17 protein-coding genes are annotated in these 16665 nt (G+C 57.7%); 13 read left to right on the plus strand and 4 right to left on the minus strand.

From position 1 onward, the window contains the following. Window positions 1-173: 173 nt before the first annotated feature. The 8 genes from dnaA (at window position 174) to gyrB (ending at window position 8458) form a co-directional block, all read left to right on the plus strand. On the plus strand, window positions 174-1655 hold the full coding sequence (dnaA, locus tag ACO6BQ_RS05835) for a chromosomal replication initiator protein DnaA (RefSeq protein ID WP_489119972.1): 1482 nt from the start codon (window positions 174-176) through the stop codon (window positions 1653-1655). 567 nt (window positions 1656-2222) lie between these two features. Then, window positions 2223-3365 carry a DNA polymerase III subunit beta gene (gene dnaN, locus ACO6BQ_RS05840; protein ID WP_489119973.1) on the plus strand — a complete coding sequence of 381 codons (1143 nt, stop codon included), beginning with the start codon at window positions 2223-2225 and terminating at the stop codon, window positions 3363-3365. Then, window positions 3362-3577 (plus strand): RNA-binding S4 domain-containing protein, encoded by a 216-nt coding sequence (locus ACO6BQ_RS05845; protein WP_489119974.1) that lies wholly within the window; start codon window positions 3362-3364, stop codon window positions 3575-3577. Before dnaN ends, ACO6BQ_RS05845 begins: the two co-directional genes overlap by 4 nt. A 2-nt stretch (window positions 3578-3579) precedes the next feature. Beyond that, entirely contained in the window at window positions 3580-4701 is a 1122-nt protein-coding gene (gene recF, locus ACO6BQ_RS05850) for a DNA replication/repair protein RecF (protein ID WP_489119975.1), read from the plus strand. 72 nt (window positions 4702-4773) lie between these two features. Then, entirely contained in the window at window positions 4774-5688 is a 915-nt protein-coding gene (locus ACO6BQ_RS05855; protein ID WP_489119976.1) for a DciA family protein, read from the plus strand. Window positions 5689-5705: 17 nt separating this feature from the next. Next, the gene (locus tag ACO6BQ_RS05860; RefSeq protein WP_489119977.1) at window positions 5706-6047 is read left to right on the plus strand and encodes a nucleotidyltransferase family protein; all 342 of its coding nucleotides are present in this window, start codon (window positions 5706-5708) and stop codon (window positions 6045-6047) included. Further along, window positions 5992-6384 (plus strand): HepT-like ribonuclease domain-containing protein, encoded by a 393-nt coding sequence (locus ACO6BQ_RS05865; RefSeq protein WP_489119978.1) that lies wholly within the window; start codon window positions 5992-5994, stop codon window positions 6382-6384. Before ACO6BQ_RS05860 ends, ACO6BQ_RS05865 begins: the two co-directional genes overlap by 56 nt. 19 nt (window positions 6385-6403) lie before the next feature. Continuing rightward, window positions 6404-8458: a DNA topoisomerase (ATP-hydrolyzing) subunit B gene (gyrB, locus tag ACO6BQ_RS05870; protein WP_489119979.1), complete on the plus strand. Its 2055-nt coding sequence runs from the start codon at window positions 6404-6406 to the stop codon at window positions 8456-8458. Window positions 8459-9130: 672 nt separating this feature from the next. Here the strand turns inward: gyrB and ACO6BQ_RS05875 are convergent. Further along, window positions 9131-10171, minus strand: coding sequence for a threonine aldolase family protein (locus ACO6BQ_RS05875; RefSeq protein ID WP_489119987.1), 1041 nt, complete (start codon window positions 10169-10171; stop codon window positions 9131-9133). A gap of 163 nt (window positions 10172-10334) precedes the next feature. On the opposite strand from ACO6BQ_RS05875, the gene ACO6BQ_RS05880 reads away from it, so the two are divergent. Next, complete coding sequence (locus tag ACO6BQ_RS05880; protein WP_489119980.1) at window positions 10335-10742, plus strand: hypothetical protein; 408 nt, start codon at window positions 10335-10337, stop codon at window positions 10740-10742. Between the two features lie 56 nt (window positions 10743-10798). Here the strand turns inward: ACO6BQ_RS05880 and ACO6BQ_RS05885 are convergent, their stop codons facing one another. From ACO6BQ_RS05885 to amrA, 3 genes are all read right to left on the minus strand, one after another. After that, on the minus strand, window positions 10799-10924 hold the full coding sequence (locus ACO6BQ_RS05885; protein WP_489119988.1) for a secretion protein HlyD: 126 nt from the start codon (window positions 10922-10924) through the stop codon (window positions 10799-10801). Window positions 10925-10975: 51 nt separating this feature from the next. After that, window positions 10976-11839 carry an AmmeMemoRadiSam system radical SAM enzyme gene (gene amrS, locus ACO6BQ_RS05890; RefSeq protein WP_489119989.1) on the minus strand — a complete coding sequence of 288 codons (864 nt, stop codon included), beginning with the start codon at window positions 11837-11839 and terminating at the stop codon, window positions 10976-10978. Window positions 11840-11918: 79 nt separating this feature from the next. After that, window positions 11919-13301, minus strand: coding sequence for an AmmeMemoRadiSam system protein A (gene amrA / locus ACO6BQ_RS05895; protein ID WP_489119981.1), 1383 nt, complete (start codon window positions 13299-13301; stop codon window positions 11919-11921). 168 nt (window positions 13302-13469) lie between these two features. Between amrA and ACO6BQ_RS05900 the strand changes: the two genes are divergently transcribed. From ACO6BQ_RS05900 to ACO6BQ_RS05915, 4 genes are all read left to right on the plus strand, one after another. Then, complete coding sequence (locus ACO6BQ_RS05900; protein WP_489119982.1) at window positions 13470-13982, plus strand: hypothetical protein; 513 nt, start codon at window positions 13470-13472, stop codon at window positions 13980-13982. Window positions 13983-14142: 160 nt separating this feature from the next. After that, window positions 14143-15489 (plus strand): alanine/glycine:cation symporter family protein, encoded by a 1347-nt coding sequence (locus ACO6BQ_RS05905; protein ID WP_489119983.1) that lies wholly within the window; start codon window positions 14143-14145, stop codon window positions 15487-15489. A gap of 231 nt (window positions 15490-15720) precedes the next feature. Next, the gene (locus tag ACO6BQ_RS05910) at window positions 15721-15894 is read left to right on the plus strand and encodes a hypothetical protein (protein ID WP_006692401.1); all 174 of its coding nucleotides are present in this window, start codon (window positions 15721-15723) and stop codon (window positions 15892-15894) included. Beyond that, window positions 15891-16520, plus strand: a complete 630-nt coding sequence (locus ACO6BQ_RS05915) for an N-acetylmuramoyl-L-alanine amidase (RefSeq protein ID WP_489119984.1) — start codon at window positions 15891-15893, stop codon at window positions 16518-16520. The genes ACO6BQ_RS05910 and ACO6BQ_RS05915 overlap by 4 nt, the downstream gene beginning before the upstream one ends. The last annotated feature ends 145 nt before the right edge of the window (window positions 16521-16665 follow it).

Raw genomic sequence — 16665 nt, forward strand, 5'->3', positions numbered from 1 at the left:
GCTAAAATATCCTCACTGTATTGTGGAAAACCTGTGAAAAAAACGTGCATAATTTCATTCCCACGCATATTATCGCACCGCAGTCATTGACAAACTTATCCACAAGTGTGAATAACTCTGTGGATAAAGGGGACGCACGCAGACAAAAAAATTTTTTGAAGGGACTCAGGTGTATGTCCGAAGAAATGACCCCTGCCATCGAATCGCAATGGCAAAAAATACTTGAAAAAACCGACGGAATCATCCCCAAAGACGCTGTGAAGCAGTGGATCTCGCGCATTGTCCCCGTCTCGCTCGACGGCAATGAGCTCGTCCTCGCCGTGGCGGATTCGTTCACGAAGCAGTACATCGAGCCGCGCTATCTCGTCCTCCTCGAGGATGCGGTGCAGCACGCACTCGGTGCGCCCTACATGATTACACTGATTGTGGATCGGGCGGCGGGCGCGGCGAAAAAGGAAACGTCCGGAAAAAAAGAACCGCCTGTGGAGAAAGCCGCAGCGCAGGAGCCGCGCAAAAAAGACGCGCATATCGGACACATGACCGCCGAGGAGATCGACGATTACAATGTGCCCGCGCAGGGCAGCCTCCCGCTTACGCCCAGCGGCGAGACGGGGGCGGCACCGGACGATGCCTCGACGCTGAATCCGAAGTACACGTTTGACGCGTTCGTCATGGGACGTTCCAACCAGTTCTCGTACTCGATGGCAAAGGCGGTCGCGGATGCACCGGGTCTCCCCTCACATAACCCGCTCTTCATTTACGGCGGCGTGGGGCTCGGCAAGACCCATCTGATGCACGCGGTCGGCCACAAGATCCTCGCGGATCACCCCGAGAAGCGCGTCCTTTACATTGCAAGCACGGATTTCACGAACGAATTTATCCGCTCGATTCGCGAGAAGAACATGGATGCGTTCCGTAAGAAATACTACAGCATCGACGTGCTGCTGATCGACGATATCCAGTTTTTTGGGGGACAGGAGCAGACACAGACGGAGTTTTTCCAGACGTTCAACAAGCTGCGCGACAACGGCAGCCAGATCATCCTGACCTCGGATCGCCAGCCGCAGGATGTCAAGGGGCTCGAGGATCGCCTGATCTCACGCTTCGCAGGAGGCGTGGTCGTGGATATCCAACCGCCGGAATTCGAGACGCGTGTCGCAATCCTCCAGAAAAAGGCGCAGACCGAGGAGGTCGATATCCCGGAGGATGTCGTGACCTACATCGCAAGCCGCGTTGACAGCAACATCCGCGAGCTTGAGGGCGCACTCACACGCCTCATCAAATATGCCTCGACGATGCGGATGCCGATCGACGAGACGACCTGCGTCGCCGCGCTCGGCAACTATCTGCGCGGTGAGAAGGGGCGGCGCATCACGATGGAGATGATCGAGCGCATCGTCTGCACGCATTTCAAGGTGACAAGCGAGGACATCCGCTCCTCGAAGCGCAGCAATGACATTGCCTACCCGCGCCAGATCGCGATGTATCTCTGCCACGAGCTGACGGAGGTATCCTGGCCGACCATCGGCGGTTTCTTCAACCGCGACCACTCCACTGTCATCCATGCGCACAAGAAGATCCAGAACCTGACGGACAGTGACCCCGCGACGAAGGCACTCATCGAATCTCTGAGCATCCAGATCAAGGGGATCTGATGCAATTCCCGAATCTACGTCAGATGTTACGGACATGCGTGCTCCACGCAAACACTTAGTTACGCAAGCGTTCGTGTGCTTGTACGCTCAAATACCGCCAGACTTCTTAAACGCGCTTCGCTTGAACGAAAGAAGTCCGGCGGGGCGTACCGCACACTTTCCCCGCTTGCTCCACTAGGGTTTGCTTAGGAGCATCGCTGTCTGCATTTTTCCGTAACATTTATCATAGAACCCAATTCCCCGTAATCTTATACACCGTATGTAATCGTCTTACAATAGAGTGCAGACACGATTGTCCTGTGGACATCTCTGTTCATTTCCCACGGCATTTCATGTGGATGCTTTGTGGATAACATTTCATCCACCGCCCATCTGTGTAAACTGTTGATAACTCAGGAATAACTCCACTCAAATTATCCACAGCCACCTCCGCGCCGCTCCAGGCTTTTCTCCACTTTTCCACCAATCCACAGCATCTACTACTACGGCTACTATATTTATTTTCTACACGCATTCATAGAAAAACGGTACGCAGACCGCGCAAAGCTCCATCAGAAAGGAACACATATGCACATCACACTCGCCAAGAGCGACCTCATCTCTGCGCTGCAGATCGTCAGCAAGGGACTCTCCACCAAGCTGCAAACTCCCATTCTCTCAGGCATCTATATGACGGCGAAGGAGGGACAGCTCGAACTCCAGTCCACGAACTACGAGCTGGGCTTCATCGTTACAATCCCCGCAGAGATTCATATGGTCGGCACGGCAGTCCTGCCCGGCAAGTACCTCACCGAATTCGCACGCAAACTGCCCGCTGAGGAAGTCTCCATCGACACAGAGAGCTCCGACGGTCTTGCCGTAATCAAATCCGGTACGGCGCGTTTTACCCTGCGCACGATGGAGACGACAGATTTCCCTGTACTTCAACGTATGGGAGGGACACTGCAATTTACCATTAAAGACCGTACACTTGCACGTCTTGTCAAGAAATCTGCATTCGCTTGTCTGCGTGAGGAACAACGTGACCGCCGTCCGATCTTCACAGGCTGTCAGCTCGAAGTCGAGGGCAGAGAGGTCACGTTTGCCGCGACAAATGTGCATCGCCTCGCCGTCAAGAGTGAGATGCTCGAAGAGGATGCCGGATCGATCCGCGTCATCATTCCTGCACGCTTCCTTGAGGAAGTCACACGCACCATCACAGGCGAGGTGGAAAGTGACATCCACGTCACCTGCTCCTATAACCAGATCAGCATGTCCTCGGATAACATCTACATGACCTCGCGTCTGATCGAGGGCGCATTTCCCGACTATCGCCGCGTCATTCCGACGGAGGAGAATATCCGAACGCGTGTCACCCTCGACGCTGCGACATTTGCCTCCGCCGTGGAACGCGCCTCGCTCATTGCACGCACCGATCAATACAACATCGTCAAACTCGCATTCGAGCAGGGACTGATGCGCATCTCCTCGAACAGCCCCGAGATCGGCGAGGCGGAGGAGACGATTCCCGCCGAGGTGACGGGTGATGATGTCACGATCGCGTTCAATGCGTCCTACCTCATGGATGCGGTGAAGTCGCTCGATAGCGATACCTTTATCCTCTCCCTGCAAGGAACAAACGCGCAGGGCATGAACCTCTCGCCCATCACGATCCGTGAAGAAGTTGATGCAAAATATGTATACGTTGTAACGCCAGTGAGGACACATTGACAGATATCGAGATTCATACGGACACGATTCAGCTCGACCAGTTCCTCAAGCTCGCCGGTGCTGTACCGAGCGGCGGCGTCGTAAAGGAGCTGATTGCCGCACAGGCAATCCTCCGCAATGGGGAAGTCGAGACGGCTCGCCGACGCAAACTTGTCGTCGGTGATGTCGTTACAATCGAGGGCGAAGATACTTACCGTGTCGTTCGTTCGTAGTTATGCAGATTACATCACTTGTACTGCGTTCCTATCGCAACTATGAGGAGCTGCACCTCTCTTTCGATGCAGGGGTGCAGATTTTCCTCGGAGCGAACGCACAGGGCAAGACGAATATCATCGAGGCGCTTTACTACGCCGCGTTCGGACGCTCCCATCGCACATCGAGCGATGCGGAGCTTATTCGGATGGGTGCAGACGGAGCGCACATCGGGCTTTCCTTCCTGCGGCATGATGTACCCGGTGCGCTGAATTTTACCTTCGCACGCGGCGCACGGCGGCGCATCGAGCGCAGCGGGGAAAATCTCAGGCAGCGCGACCTCGTCGGCATCCTGCCGATGGTGCTCTTTTCCCCCGAGGATCTCTTTCTCGTCAAGGGTGCGCCTGCGCTCCGCCGTCGCTATCTGGATGCCGAGCTCTCGCAGGCAAGCCCTGCGTACTACGGGGAACTCCTGCGCTACACGCACATCCTGCGTCAGCGGGGAGCACTGCTGAAGGACATCCGCGAGCGGCTCGCGCCCGTCGATGCACTCCTCCCGTGGGATGCACAGCTCGCAAAGAGTGCCGCGTACATCGTCACGCGGCGGATTGCAGCGACAGAGCAGCTGCGTGCGCTCTCTGCGCGTGTGCAGGCGGTGCTCGCGGCGGGCGAGGAACTGACCGTATCGTATGAGATCGCGCACGCGCCCGCAGGGCTGACCTCTCTGAAAGATGGCATGACAGAACGTCTCGAACTATGGTATAATGAGATGTTCAAGGAAATGCGTGCGCGTGATATTGCACGCGCCACGACGGGGATCGGTCCGCATCTGGACGATCTGGTTCTTGCCGTGGGCGGCATGAGTCTCAGGAGCTACGGCTCGCAGGGACAGCAGCGCACGGGCGCACTCGCGCTGAAGCTCGCCGAGCTCTTCTACCTGCGCGAGAACGTCGGTGAGGCACCGATCCTCCTCCTCGATGATGTCATGAGTGAGCTGGACGCGGATCGCCGCGCCGCGCTTCTCTCCTTTATCCGCAGCGAGGAGATCCAGACCTTCATCACCGCGACCGATGCGGCATATTTCCCGTCAGAGCGCATGGGAACGTATCGGTATGTGGAAAATGGGCAGATACGGGAGATGTAGTGCTATTGCAGACGAAGTGGAACGTATCGTAGCCGCGTTGCGTACATATGGCGAAGGAATGGAGGCGGATTTATGCGCACAACACTCGGCACAGCAAACGCGGGCGATGATGTGCGTGCCGCCGTCCACCGCCTTGGTCCCGCGTTCGAGCGCGACTACATCGCGCATACTACACTCTCCCATTGGGCGGATATCATCGGGGAGATGGTCGCACGCCGCGTGCGTGCCGTCGCCATCAAGGACGGCAAACTCTTCCTCTACGCACCCGATGCCACATGGAAAAACGAGATGCGCATGACCATGCCCGACACCATCCAGCGCGTCAACAACTACGCGGGCGGACGGCTTGTGAGGGAGATCGTCTTTGCGCGTTCGGCGCGTCCTGCTCCCATTCCGGCAGAGGACGGGCAGGATATGGAGACACGCGCCGCTTACGCACGCGCCCTCGTCCAGACGGGACTCAGCGACGCGGAAATCGCACACGGCAAGGCACTCGCGGAAACGGTCGCCGATGCGAAACTTGCGACCCACATCCAGCGCGCCTATCAGACGACGCGCAAGGCAAAGCGGCTCAAGGAGCAGCGCGGTTACACAGCGTGCCCCTCGTGTGGGCGTATGATTGAGCGCGTCTGCCATGACTGCCGCCGCGCCGAGGAGCGCAGCGTGCGCCATGAGGTACGAACGATCCTCATGCGTGAGCCGTGGGCGAAACTCGCGGACATCGTGCGCCGCATCCCCTCCTGCGATGCCCTCCTGCTCGGCAGTGAGCGTGCCGACCTCGTGCGCCGCATCGCGGGCGAGACCGAATATACCGCACAGAACAGTGAAAATGCACGCATACTCACCATGCTCCATCGCGGACTGCCGCCCGAGGAGATTACACCGAAGAAGATTCAGAGCACCTTCTGGGAACTCAGGAACGAACTCATCACCACGCGCGAATTCTGGGAAGAGATGAAGAAGCGCAAGACAAAGAAGAAATCATAACGAAAGGGGCGAGATTCATGATCCTCACCATTGACGAAATCCGCGCGAAAATCCGCCCTATTTGCGATCAGTACAAGGTAGAAAAAGTCTGGCTCTTCGGCTCGTATGCACGCGGCGAGGCGCGTGAGGACAGCGACGTGGATCTTCATGTCAAAGCAGCTGAGGAAATGAGGTTTCTCGAACTCGGAGGTTTTTATGCAGACCTCGAAGAGGCTCTGGGGAAAGAAATCGATCTGATTACGAGAATCCCGGAGGAGTATAAAATCTTCAAAAAATATGTGGAAAGAGAGGAGATACTGATCTATGACAGTGAGCGAGAAGGATGGACAGATCCTCCAGCATATCGTCAAGCATTGTGATCGAATCCTTGACACCATGTCATATTTTGGCGAGGATCGAACTCTCTTCATCAACAACCATATCTATCAAGGAAATGTTTCGATCAATTTACAGGCAATCGGAGAGATTGCCCGTCATCTTTCGGATGAGTTTTTAGCAAAGGCAAAAGAGATTCCATGGAAACAGATCAAAGGACAGCGCAATATTATTGCACATGGGTATGATACGGGGGTAGACTTCTCGAAGGTGTGGGATATGATAACAGAGGATATTCCGCCTCTGAGAAAGTATTGCGCCGATATTTTGAAAGAAAACAACTACGAGATCATTTGTGTAGCATCGATTCCTAGAAAATAATATCCCCAAGGAGGACATAATGGCAAAGACAATCGACCTGAATGCAAACGAAGAACAGGCAGAGGTTCGCCCGATGACCGAGGCGGAGGCAAAGGAAGCCGCCGAAATGGCGGATATGCCCGACCTCTCGGGTATTGCCATCTCCGCCGAGGAGATGGGCGACGAGGTGACCGCCGTCGATGCCGACTACGGCGCGGGACAGATCCAAGTCCTTGAGGGACTGGAGGCAGTACGCAAGCGTCCCGGTATGTACATTGGCTCGACATCGGAGCGCGGACTGCATCACCTCGTCTATGAGGTCGTGGACAACTCCATCGACGAGGCACTCGCGGGCTATTGCGACACGGTCGAGGTTGTGATCCACGGGGACAACAGCATCACCGTCACAGACAACGGGCGCGGCATCCCCGTCGATATGCACGAGAGCGGCATGCCCGCGGTCGAGGTCGTACTCACCGTCCTCCACGCGGGCGGCAAATTCGGCGGCGACGGGTATAAGGTCTCGGGCGGTCTCCACGGCGTCGGCGTCTCCGTCGTCAACGCGCTCTCCTCCGCGATGGACGTTCAGGTGCGCCGTGACGGCAAGATACATGAGATCTCCTTTTCACGCGGCGTGACACAGGAGAAACTTCACGAAATCGGAACGAGCGAGACCACAGGGACACGCGTCCACTTCGTTCCCGACCCCGAGATCTTCACCGTCACCACCTATAGCTTCGAGACGCTGAAACACCGTCTGCGCGAACTTGCCTTTCTCAACCACGGCATCACAATCACCCTCGTCGATGAGCGCGGCGAGGCGGAGCGGCGCGAGACCTTCCACTTCGACGGCGGCATCCGCTCCTTCGTCTCCCACCTCAACCGCAAGAAGGAGACCATCAACGAGGAGCCGATCTACTTCAACGGGGTCAAGGACGACACCGTCGTCGAGATCGCCATGCAGTACAACGACAGCTATCAGGAAAACATCTACAGCTTCGTCAACAACATCAACACCGAGGAGGGCGGCACGCACCTCGCGGGGTTCAAGATCGCTCTCACCCGTGCGGCGAACGACTTTGCGCGGCGGCTGAACGTGCTGAAGGACAAGGACGGCAACCTCTCGGGCGAGGACGTGCGCGAGGGACTCACCGCCGTCATCAGTCTGAAGGTGCGCGAGCCGCAGTTCGAGGGACAGACCAAGACGAAACTCGGCAACTCCGAGGTGCGCGGCATCGTTGACTCCATCGTCACCGAGGGACTGACCGAGTACTTCGAGGAGAACCCCGCCGTCACGAAAAAGGTACTGGAAAAATCTCTCATGGCATCCCGTGCCCGTGAGGCGGCACGCAAGGCAAGGGAACTCACGCGCCGCAAGAACGCCCTGGAGGTGTCGAGCCTGCCGGGTAAACTCGCAGACTGCTCCGTCAAAGACCCCGACCAATGCGAGATCTACATCGTCGAGGGCGACTCTGCGGGCGGTTCGGCAAAACAGGGACGCGACCGCCGTTTCCAAGCGATCCTGCCCCTGCGCGGCAAGATCCTCAACGTCGAGAAGGCGCGTCTGGACAAGATCTTTGCCAACGCGGAGATTCGCACCATGATTACCGCATTCGGCACGGGCATCGGCGAGGAGTTCGACCTCTCGAAACGCCGCTACGGCAAGATCATCATCATGACCGATGCGGACGTCGACGGGGCGCACATCCGCACCCTGCTCCTCACCTTCTTCTACCGCTACATGAAGCCGCTCGTCGACCACGGACACGTCTACATCGCGCAGCCGCCTCTCTACCAGATCCGCAAGGACAAAAAGCATTTCTACACCTACTCCGACGAGGAACAGGCGAAGAAACTCGACGAGATCGGGCGCGACGGTGTCACCATCCAGCGGTACAAGGGACTCGGCGAGATGAACCCCGAGCAGCTCTGGGAGACCACCATGAACCCAGAGGGACGCACCATGCTGCAGGTCGGCGCAGAGGATGCAGAAGCCGCAGACGAACTCTTTACCATCCTCATGGGCGACAAGGTCGAGCCGCGCCGCCAGTTCATCGAGGAGAATGCACGGCTTGTGCGGAATCTGGATATTTGATCGTTTTGTAACAGAAGAATCCCCTTGATGCACACAGCGTCAAGGGGATTTCCTATTGTACTACATATGTTCTTATGATATACTATGTGCAAGCACTGCTGACACGGTAGGCGGCAATCTCGCCCCCGAGAGGGGGGATTCGTATGGAGACCTACGAGTTTTTAACATTTCTCGTTGTGTTTACCGTATTGATGATCAGCGTTCGCCGATAAATGAGAAAACCCGCCTTACGCTTCCAGGAGTAGGCGGGATTCTCTGCCAAAAATGAGGGGCAGCCGTCTATCCGGCAGTGCCCTTTTTATACCTCTATTCTATCATTTGTGCGTGACATCGTCAAGGACAATGAGATTGTTAATTTTACGAAAATTTGTTTGTATTTTATATTTGGCTATGCTATCATGTGATTGAAACGTCCTGGGCAGGAGGAATCCTGCGGCGGTATCTTTCCCCCGAGAGAGGGTGACTGAGTATGACGGAAGTTGACGCGATCGTTTTTCTGGTCGTTGCCACCGGATATCTGCTTGCAATAGCAAAAGAGTAACCGCCCATTCTGACCAATGAGCGGTTGTTTAGAAATATAACAACACGATGAATGGAAAGATGCCGTCAAAGGGCGTTTCTTTCTATGTCTATTATAACAGTCCACTTACAGCGATGCAAGTGGATTTTCTCTTACAGCACCGCGATCAATCGCTCCACGTCCGCATCCTGTGTCGCCCAGCTGGTCGCGATGCGCATGATGGTCGCCTCGTCCTGCTTCTCCCAGAATCCCATGCTGACCTCTGCGGAGAGATGCGCGTGCTGCGTGTCATCGAGCGCAAGGAAGATCTGGTTCGTCGGGCTGTCCACAGCGAGCTGATAGCCCTTCTCCGTGAGTGCCGTACGGATGCGGTCGGCCGCCGTGACGGCGTGCGCACCGCCGCGCTCGTACAGTCCATCGGTAAAGAGGGTGTCGAACTGGATGCCGAGCACGCGCCCCTTTGCCAGTAGTGAGCCATTCTGCTTGACGATGGTGAAGAAATGCGGGACGGTGCCCGCCTTCGGGAACACGATCGCTTCGCCGAAGAGTGCGCCGCACTTCGTCCCGCCGATGTAGAACACATCCGTCAGACGTGCGATGGCGGGCAGGGTCAGTTCGTTCGCGGGGCAGCCGAGCGCATACGCGAGCCGCGCCCCGTCGAGGAAGAGCGGGATCTTGTTCGCACGGCAGATCGCGCTGATGACCTCCAGCTCGTCCATGGTGTAGAGCGTCCCGTACTCCGTCGGATGGGAGAGATAGACCATGCCTGGGCGCACCATGTGGTCGCGGTTCGCATCCTCGTGATAGGCACGCAGGCAGCTTTCAATGGCGCGTGCCGTGAGTTTGCCGTCCGTGTGTGGGAGCGCGAGCACCTTGTGACCGCCGCACTCGATTGCGCCCGCCTCGTGTACGGTGATATGCCCCGTGTCTGCGGCAATCACACCTTCGTAGGGGCGCAGCAGAGATGAGATCACAATGCGGTTCGTCTGCGTTCCACCCGCGAGAAAATAAATCTCTGCACGCGGACTGCGGCACGCCTTTCGTATCTTCTCCCGCGCTGCATCGGAGTATGTGTCCAGCCCATAGCCCGCCGTCTGCTCCAGATTAGTCGCGACAAGCCGCTGCAGGATCTCCGCGTGCGCCCCCTCCATGTAGTCGGAGGAGAAGGAAAGCAGTTCGCTCATTCTCATCATCTCCATTCATTTCTTTTATATTATCGGAAAAGTCGCGTCAGTTCAAGAATTTTGTTCATAAATTGCTGATTTCATCAGCGATTCCTTAAGGAGGGCGGGATTCCTCCGATAGAAATGGTAAGGAAGTCGATACCAAGCAGGAAGCGCGAAGGGAGGGAAACTGATGGAACTCGATAAAGTTTATGGCAGTGGCGGTGTTGTGTCGGCATCTGCCGGGCATCGCACACATTCCGTCAAGGAGGATACGTCCGATACCTTTGCGCGGGTACTGCAGAATTTCAAGGAGATGAAGGCAGCGGAGGCACGCGACTGGTCGGAGAAGGTCGGCGATACGGTTATCACACGCATCCTCGCGGACGGTACGGTCATCACGCAGATCTACGAGGGGACGAAACTCGTCTCCCAGATCGTGACGCGCGGCTCGCACCCCGAGGCGGGCAAGGATGTCATCTCCGAAACGATCGAGAAGATGAAACTGCAGGCACGCGAGCAGATCGGAGATCCGCTGCTGCTCTCGAAGGCGGCTCAGGGTTCTGCTGCGACGGCGGCGGCTGTCTCGGCGATGCTATAAGACATCACGCACAAAGACCTCTCACACTGTGGATGGTGTGGGAGGTCTTTTGGCTTTTAAGGAAGCACTGATAAATTCAGCACTACCATCTTAGCGCATCTTTTTTGCCCGCTTTTCGTTAGCAAATCCTCCACATAGCTTTGGCTATGCGTCCGGTTTGTCTCCTTGTTCGGACAAAAAATCTACGCCAATCTGCAGGTCTGTTTTATCAGCGATTCCCTAAGTTTGTTTATTCAGCAGTTCCCGCGATGGACGTGCCGCAGATGTCGCCGTGCGACTGCTGTGAGGCGGTCGATGTCCGCAATCGGTGTCGGCGGCTCGCTCATGCGGTGGCGCGGGAAATAGCGGCTGATGTGGAGCGGGAGGTCGGGCGAGAGGGTGGAAAGCCAGTGAGCCTCCTCGTCTATGTCCTCGGCATGGTCGCTGATGCCCGGGACGACGAGGGTTGTCACCTCGATGTGCACGCCGGAGTGGACAGCGGTTGCGATGGTCGACTTCACCGCCGCTAGGTCGCCGTCAAGCTGCCGATAGGTGTCCGTGCGCCATGCCTTCAGATCTATGTTCATCGCATCGACGTGCGGCAGGAGACGCGTGAGCGGCTCCGTGCAGATCATGCCGTTCGTGACGAGTACGACCTTCATCCCCGCCGCGTGCAGGAGCGGGGCCGTGTCCATGATGTACTCATAGCCGACGAGCGGCTCGTTGTAGGTAAAGGCGACACCGATATTGCCGCGTGGCTGATGCCGCAGCTCCTCGGCGAGTGCGGCAAGCTGCGCGGGCATGACGTTCTCCGTCTCGATGCGCTCGTCTGCCGCTGCAATTCCCGCGTTCTGGCAGAACGGGCACGCGAGGTTGCAGCCGAAGCTGCCGACCGAGAGAATTTGACGGTTGGGATAAAAATGGTAGAGCGGCTTCTTCTCGATCGGGTCGAGCGCAAGAGCGGTCAGCCGCCCGTAGTTGATGGCGCGGATCGTGCCGCCCTCGTTCCTGCGTGCACGGCAGAATCCCGTCGCGCCCAGTCGCAGACGGCAGGCATGGGGGCAGAGTGTGCAGGTGATCGGTGTGTCCGCGCCCGTGGGAGACGGAGCAGCATCCACAGATCCGCCCGTATGGATTCGCCGTGTATCTACAGCAGCCTCCGCAGCTCTGTCCGCCCGTATATCCCGTGTATCCATCTCAGTGGTGCCGCTCGACGGTAAACCGCCAGATGCGGATCGGAGCATCGGCGGGGATGCCGCCCTTTTGGCGGGCGATGCGCAGCTGCTCGTCCACCGTGTCCACACCGTCCAGATCGGGTAGCAGCAGCCCCTTGCGTGCACGGTACTCGACAATCACGCCGTATTTCTTTGCATCGAGATCGTCCGCACCGCTGACCAGTTCTGGCTCCGTGAGTACGTCGACGGAGTAGACGAGTGCGTCCAGTTCCTCCTTTTTGACGGGTGGAAAGCGCGGGTCGCGCAGCGCGGCAGAGGCGGCGTTTTGGAGAATCTCCTCTGCGATATTCTTCGTCGTGGGTTCAAACGTGCCGATGCAGCCGCGCAGCTCGCCGTCCTTTTTGAGCGAGACGAAGACGCCTGCCCGCTCTGCCATCTCGGATGAAAGTCCCTGTGGGAGTTCTGCATTTTTCCCCGTACGGACAATGGTTTCAATCGCGTGCCGTGCGAGCCGCACATAGTCGTCCTCGGCGGCACGCCGCTCCTCCTGCGCCCGCCGTTCGAGCATCTCGTAGCGTTCGGCGAAGTTGCGGCGCACATCCTCACGCGTCACGCGGAGTGAGACAACGCCGTAGCCGACACCGAACGGCCCTTGATAGGAGAGCTTCTTGATTTTGAGCGCCTGCCCGTCGAGCGCACCTGCCATCATCCAGAACGTGCGCAGCCCGCACTCTGCCGCAGGTTCATAGAGGGTACGCTCCATCCGCAGGAGCTTTAGGAAGTCGCCCTCCTCAAGGTACTTCATGCACGCTTTGTCAAAGCGCGGCCCCTCGGGGGCGAATCCGTACGGCCCTTCGGGTGTGAGCTTGTGCGAGAGGTCGCCGCTCGCGATGAAGACCGCCCGCCGTCCGAGCGTATTGACGGCGCGTGCGACGCATTTGCCGAAGTTGTAGTGATCGAGCGGGGACAGCCCCGAGATGCCGAGCCGCACCACGCGGAAGTCCCGCGTGTGTGTGTACAGGAAGCGCAGCGGGATCATGACAGCGTGATCGAGCACGGCGTTCCGCCCGCCGACAGGGCCCGCCTCGATTCCTGCTGCGCCCGCCTCCATCTCGATCTCCTTTGCGAGTACCGTGTCATACCGCGCCGCGACCGTGACCTCCTCCGCGCCGAACTGGGCAAAGCTGCCCTCTGCCTCCTCGCCCGGCGCGATGTGGAAGTAGTCGGCGTACATGACCGTGTGCGGGCTCGCGATGATGACCGTATCGGGCTTCTGCTCCGCCGCCTCCTTCATGGCGCGTTCGTAGGCATTTACCGTGAGCTGAATCTTCTTCTCCTCGCCCCGCCCGACCTCCGGCAGGATCAGCGGCGGATGGGGAACGACGTAGGCGGCAAGTATGGACATGGGGATTCCTCCTCTCGGTTTCTATATGTTATTGATTCGCCGTACTGTGCGAAAGCCCTGCAATTTTTGGTTGATTCTGATGGAAGCAGACAGTATACTATATATGAAACAAAAAATACCATTTTTTTATGTTTCCGTTTTCTCGACTATAATTTTTGGAGGTTGAGGATGATGAACAAGAAAATCGCTGTACTGCTCGCTGTCCTTATGCTTGTGATGTCCGGCATAGCAACGGCGGCGTACAAAGATCAGATCAATCGGGACGGACATGTGTTGCAGCGCAGCGACATCGCGCTCGGCGGGCTCATGGTCGGAACGACACGTGCACAGGTCGAGGCAATCTACGGGGCACCAACTGCGCGGACCGAGCCGCGGATGAGCCCGGCACTGGATGAGATGATGGACGAGTACACCTATGGAACGTCATTCAAGGTCATTTTCATCAGGGACACGGTCATGTACCTCAACACGAATGCGCACAACGGGATTGCAACGCCGGCCGGCGTGACCGTCGGCGACCCCGCAGAGAGGGTCATGCAGACGTACGGCAAGCCGTGGCGCGACACGAAATATGAGGATGGCAGGGAGAATCTCGTCTACCGCGACCCGTACGATATTGCGATTGTGTTCCGCACCGAACAGGGGAAAATCACCTACATCGGGATTGTTGGCTCGGAGTGAGGCTTCGGAGACGCAGATCAATGGAGACGTTGTACGAAAAACTCGTGCAGCGTCCTTTTTTCATGTATACATGGACATTTCGTGCTTTATCATGGTAAAATACCCGCATATTTTCATTTGTGAAAGAAAATGAAAATACAATCTTGAGGGGGTATCTGCCATGGACTCATTTCTTCCCATGCTGAACGCCATTGACTCATTTCTCTGGGGCGTTCCGCTCATCACACTGCTCGTCGGGACAGGCATCCTGCTGACGCTGCGGCTCTCGCTCATCCAGGTCGTACATCTGCCGCGTGCGCTCGGACTGATCCTGCGCGCCAAGAACAAGGGCGCGGGCGACATCTCAAGCTTCAAGGCACTCTGTGTCGTGCTCGCCGCGACCATCGGCACGGGCAACATCGTCGGTGTCGCGACAGCGGTCAAGGTCGGTGGCCCCGGTGCGATCTTCTGGATGTGGATGGCGGCGTTCTTCGGCATGGCGACGAAGTATGCGGAGGGACTGCTCGCCGTCAAGTACCGTATCACCGATGAGCACGGTGAGATCGCAGGCGGCCCGATGTACTACATCCGCCTCGGCATGGGGGAGAAATACCGTCCGCTCGCGACATTCTTCGCGGCGGCGGCGGTGCTCGTTGCATTCTTCGGCATCGGCACATTCCCGCAGGTCAACGCCATCGTCGACTCCGTGGAACTCTCCTTTGGCGTGCCGCGCATCGCAACCGACATCGCGCTCACCGTCCTCATCGCGGCGATCACCATCGGCGGACTCAAGAGTATTGCCGAGGTCGCTGCACGCATCATCCCCTTTATGGCGGTGCTCTACATCGTCATCTGCGCGGGAATCATCCTCATGCACATCGGTGAGATCCCGGCGGCGATCGCGCTCATCCTCGACAGTGCGTTCACGGGGACGGCGGCGGCGGGCGGATTCGCCGGATCGACCGTCATGATGGCAATGCAGAACGGCATCGCACGCGGCGTGTTCTCGAACGAGTCGGGTCTTGGTTCCGCGCCGATTGCTGCGGCGGCGGCAAAGACCAAAGAACCCGCCGAGCAGGGGCTCATCTCCATGACGGGCACGTTCATTGACACCATCATTATCTGCTCCATGACAGGACTGGTTCTTGTACTGACAGGTGCGTGGCATGGTGATACGGCGGGTGCGGCGATGACCGGCGCGGCGTTCACCAGTCTTTACGGCGACATCGGCGGGATGCTCCTCACCGTCTCGCTCGCCCTCTTTGCATTCACCACCATCCTCGGCTGGAACTACTACGGCGAGCGTGCCGTCCTCTACCTCGGGGGGATGCGTGCCATCCTGCCCTACCGCCTTGTCTTCATCGCCCTCATCGCGTGCGGTGCCTTCCTGAAACTGGAGGCGATCTGGGTACTCGCCGACATTGTTAACGGCCTCATGGCGATCCCGAACCTCATTGCCCTCATCGCGCTGTCGGGTGTCGTCGTGCATGAGACGAAACAGTATCTTGATAAGATGCGGAAACAGTGATTGCATTGCCTCGTAGGGGAAAGCTGAATGAGCGTAACCCTCAGTCTTCCTTGCCACAGTGGGGGAAGCGAAACGAGCGTAATCTCAAGCCTTCCCTGCCGCAGCGGGGAAGGGGGACCGCGCAGCGGTGGAAGGGGCGCTTTGAACTTCCTAAACAAAACCTCTCCTTTTCTGCTGTTGCAGCAAGTATTCTATCGAAGAATATCTGCATGACAGGAAAGGAGAATTTTTATGCGGAATTATCTGCCGCGTGTGGACTGGATGGTTGGGACGGGGCTGGTCGTGGTCGCGATCCTGTCCGTCTTCTATGGCAGCGCGGAGCTGACGAGCAACATCGCCTCCGGGCTGATCGGCTTTCTCGGGCGGACGGTCATGATGCGAAATGAAAAGGAGGGCGTACGATGAGCGCGGTACTGCCCATCTCTGCGATGCGGCGCGTGACCTGTGCCGAACTCCGAACCCTCGCAGCGGCATACCGTCCCGCGCTCCACTATGCTGCCGCCCGTTGCGCTCGTGAGACGAAAGTGTACCTCCACTGGACGGCGGGGCATTACGGGCAGTTCTTCGCGGACTACCATGTGCAGATCGATGCGGACGGCGGCATCTACGTCATCGGGGACGGCGTACTTGACGATGTACTCGCTGCGACCTACTTGCGCAACAGTGGCAGCGTCAGCATCGCCCTCCTCGGCTGCGTCGGTGCGACGACGGACGACCTCGGATGCGAACCGCCGACCGCCGCACAGATCGAGGGGATGGCGCAGGCGGTAACGGCACTCGCAGATGGGCTGTGGCTCACCATCGACAAGGAGCGCATCCTCACCCACGGCGAGGCGGCGGACAACGAGGATGGCATACATGCCCACGTGCCGTACGGCCCGCGCACGACCTGCGAGCGTTGGGATCTGGAGTACCTCGGGACGGAGGAAAGCCCTGTGTTCCACCCGTGGGCGACGGATGGCACGCGCGGCGGCGATGTGCTGCGCGGCAAGGCGAACTACTATCGCACCCATCTCAGGCAAGTTCAATGAATTTTCATGCAACTGTCCAAAATTAGAACCAACTCCTAACAAAACTCGTATTCCCCTCGAATGGAAATCCCATCCATCGGCGGTATGATCTCTTTAGGAATCGCTGATAAAATGAAGTCCGTCAGATTGGCGTAGATTTTTTCGT

This window comes from Centipeda sp. (in: firmicutes), from assembly GCF_057271695.1.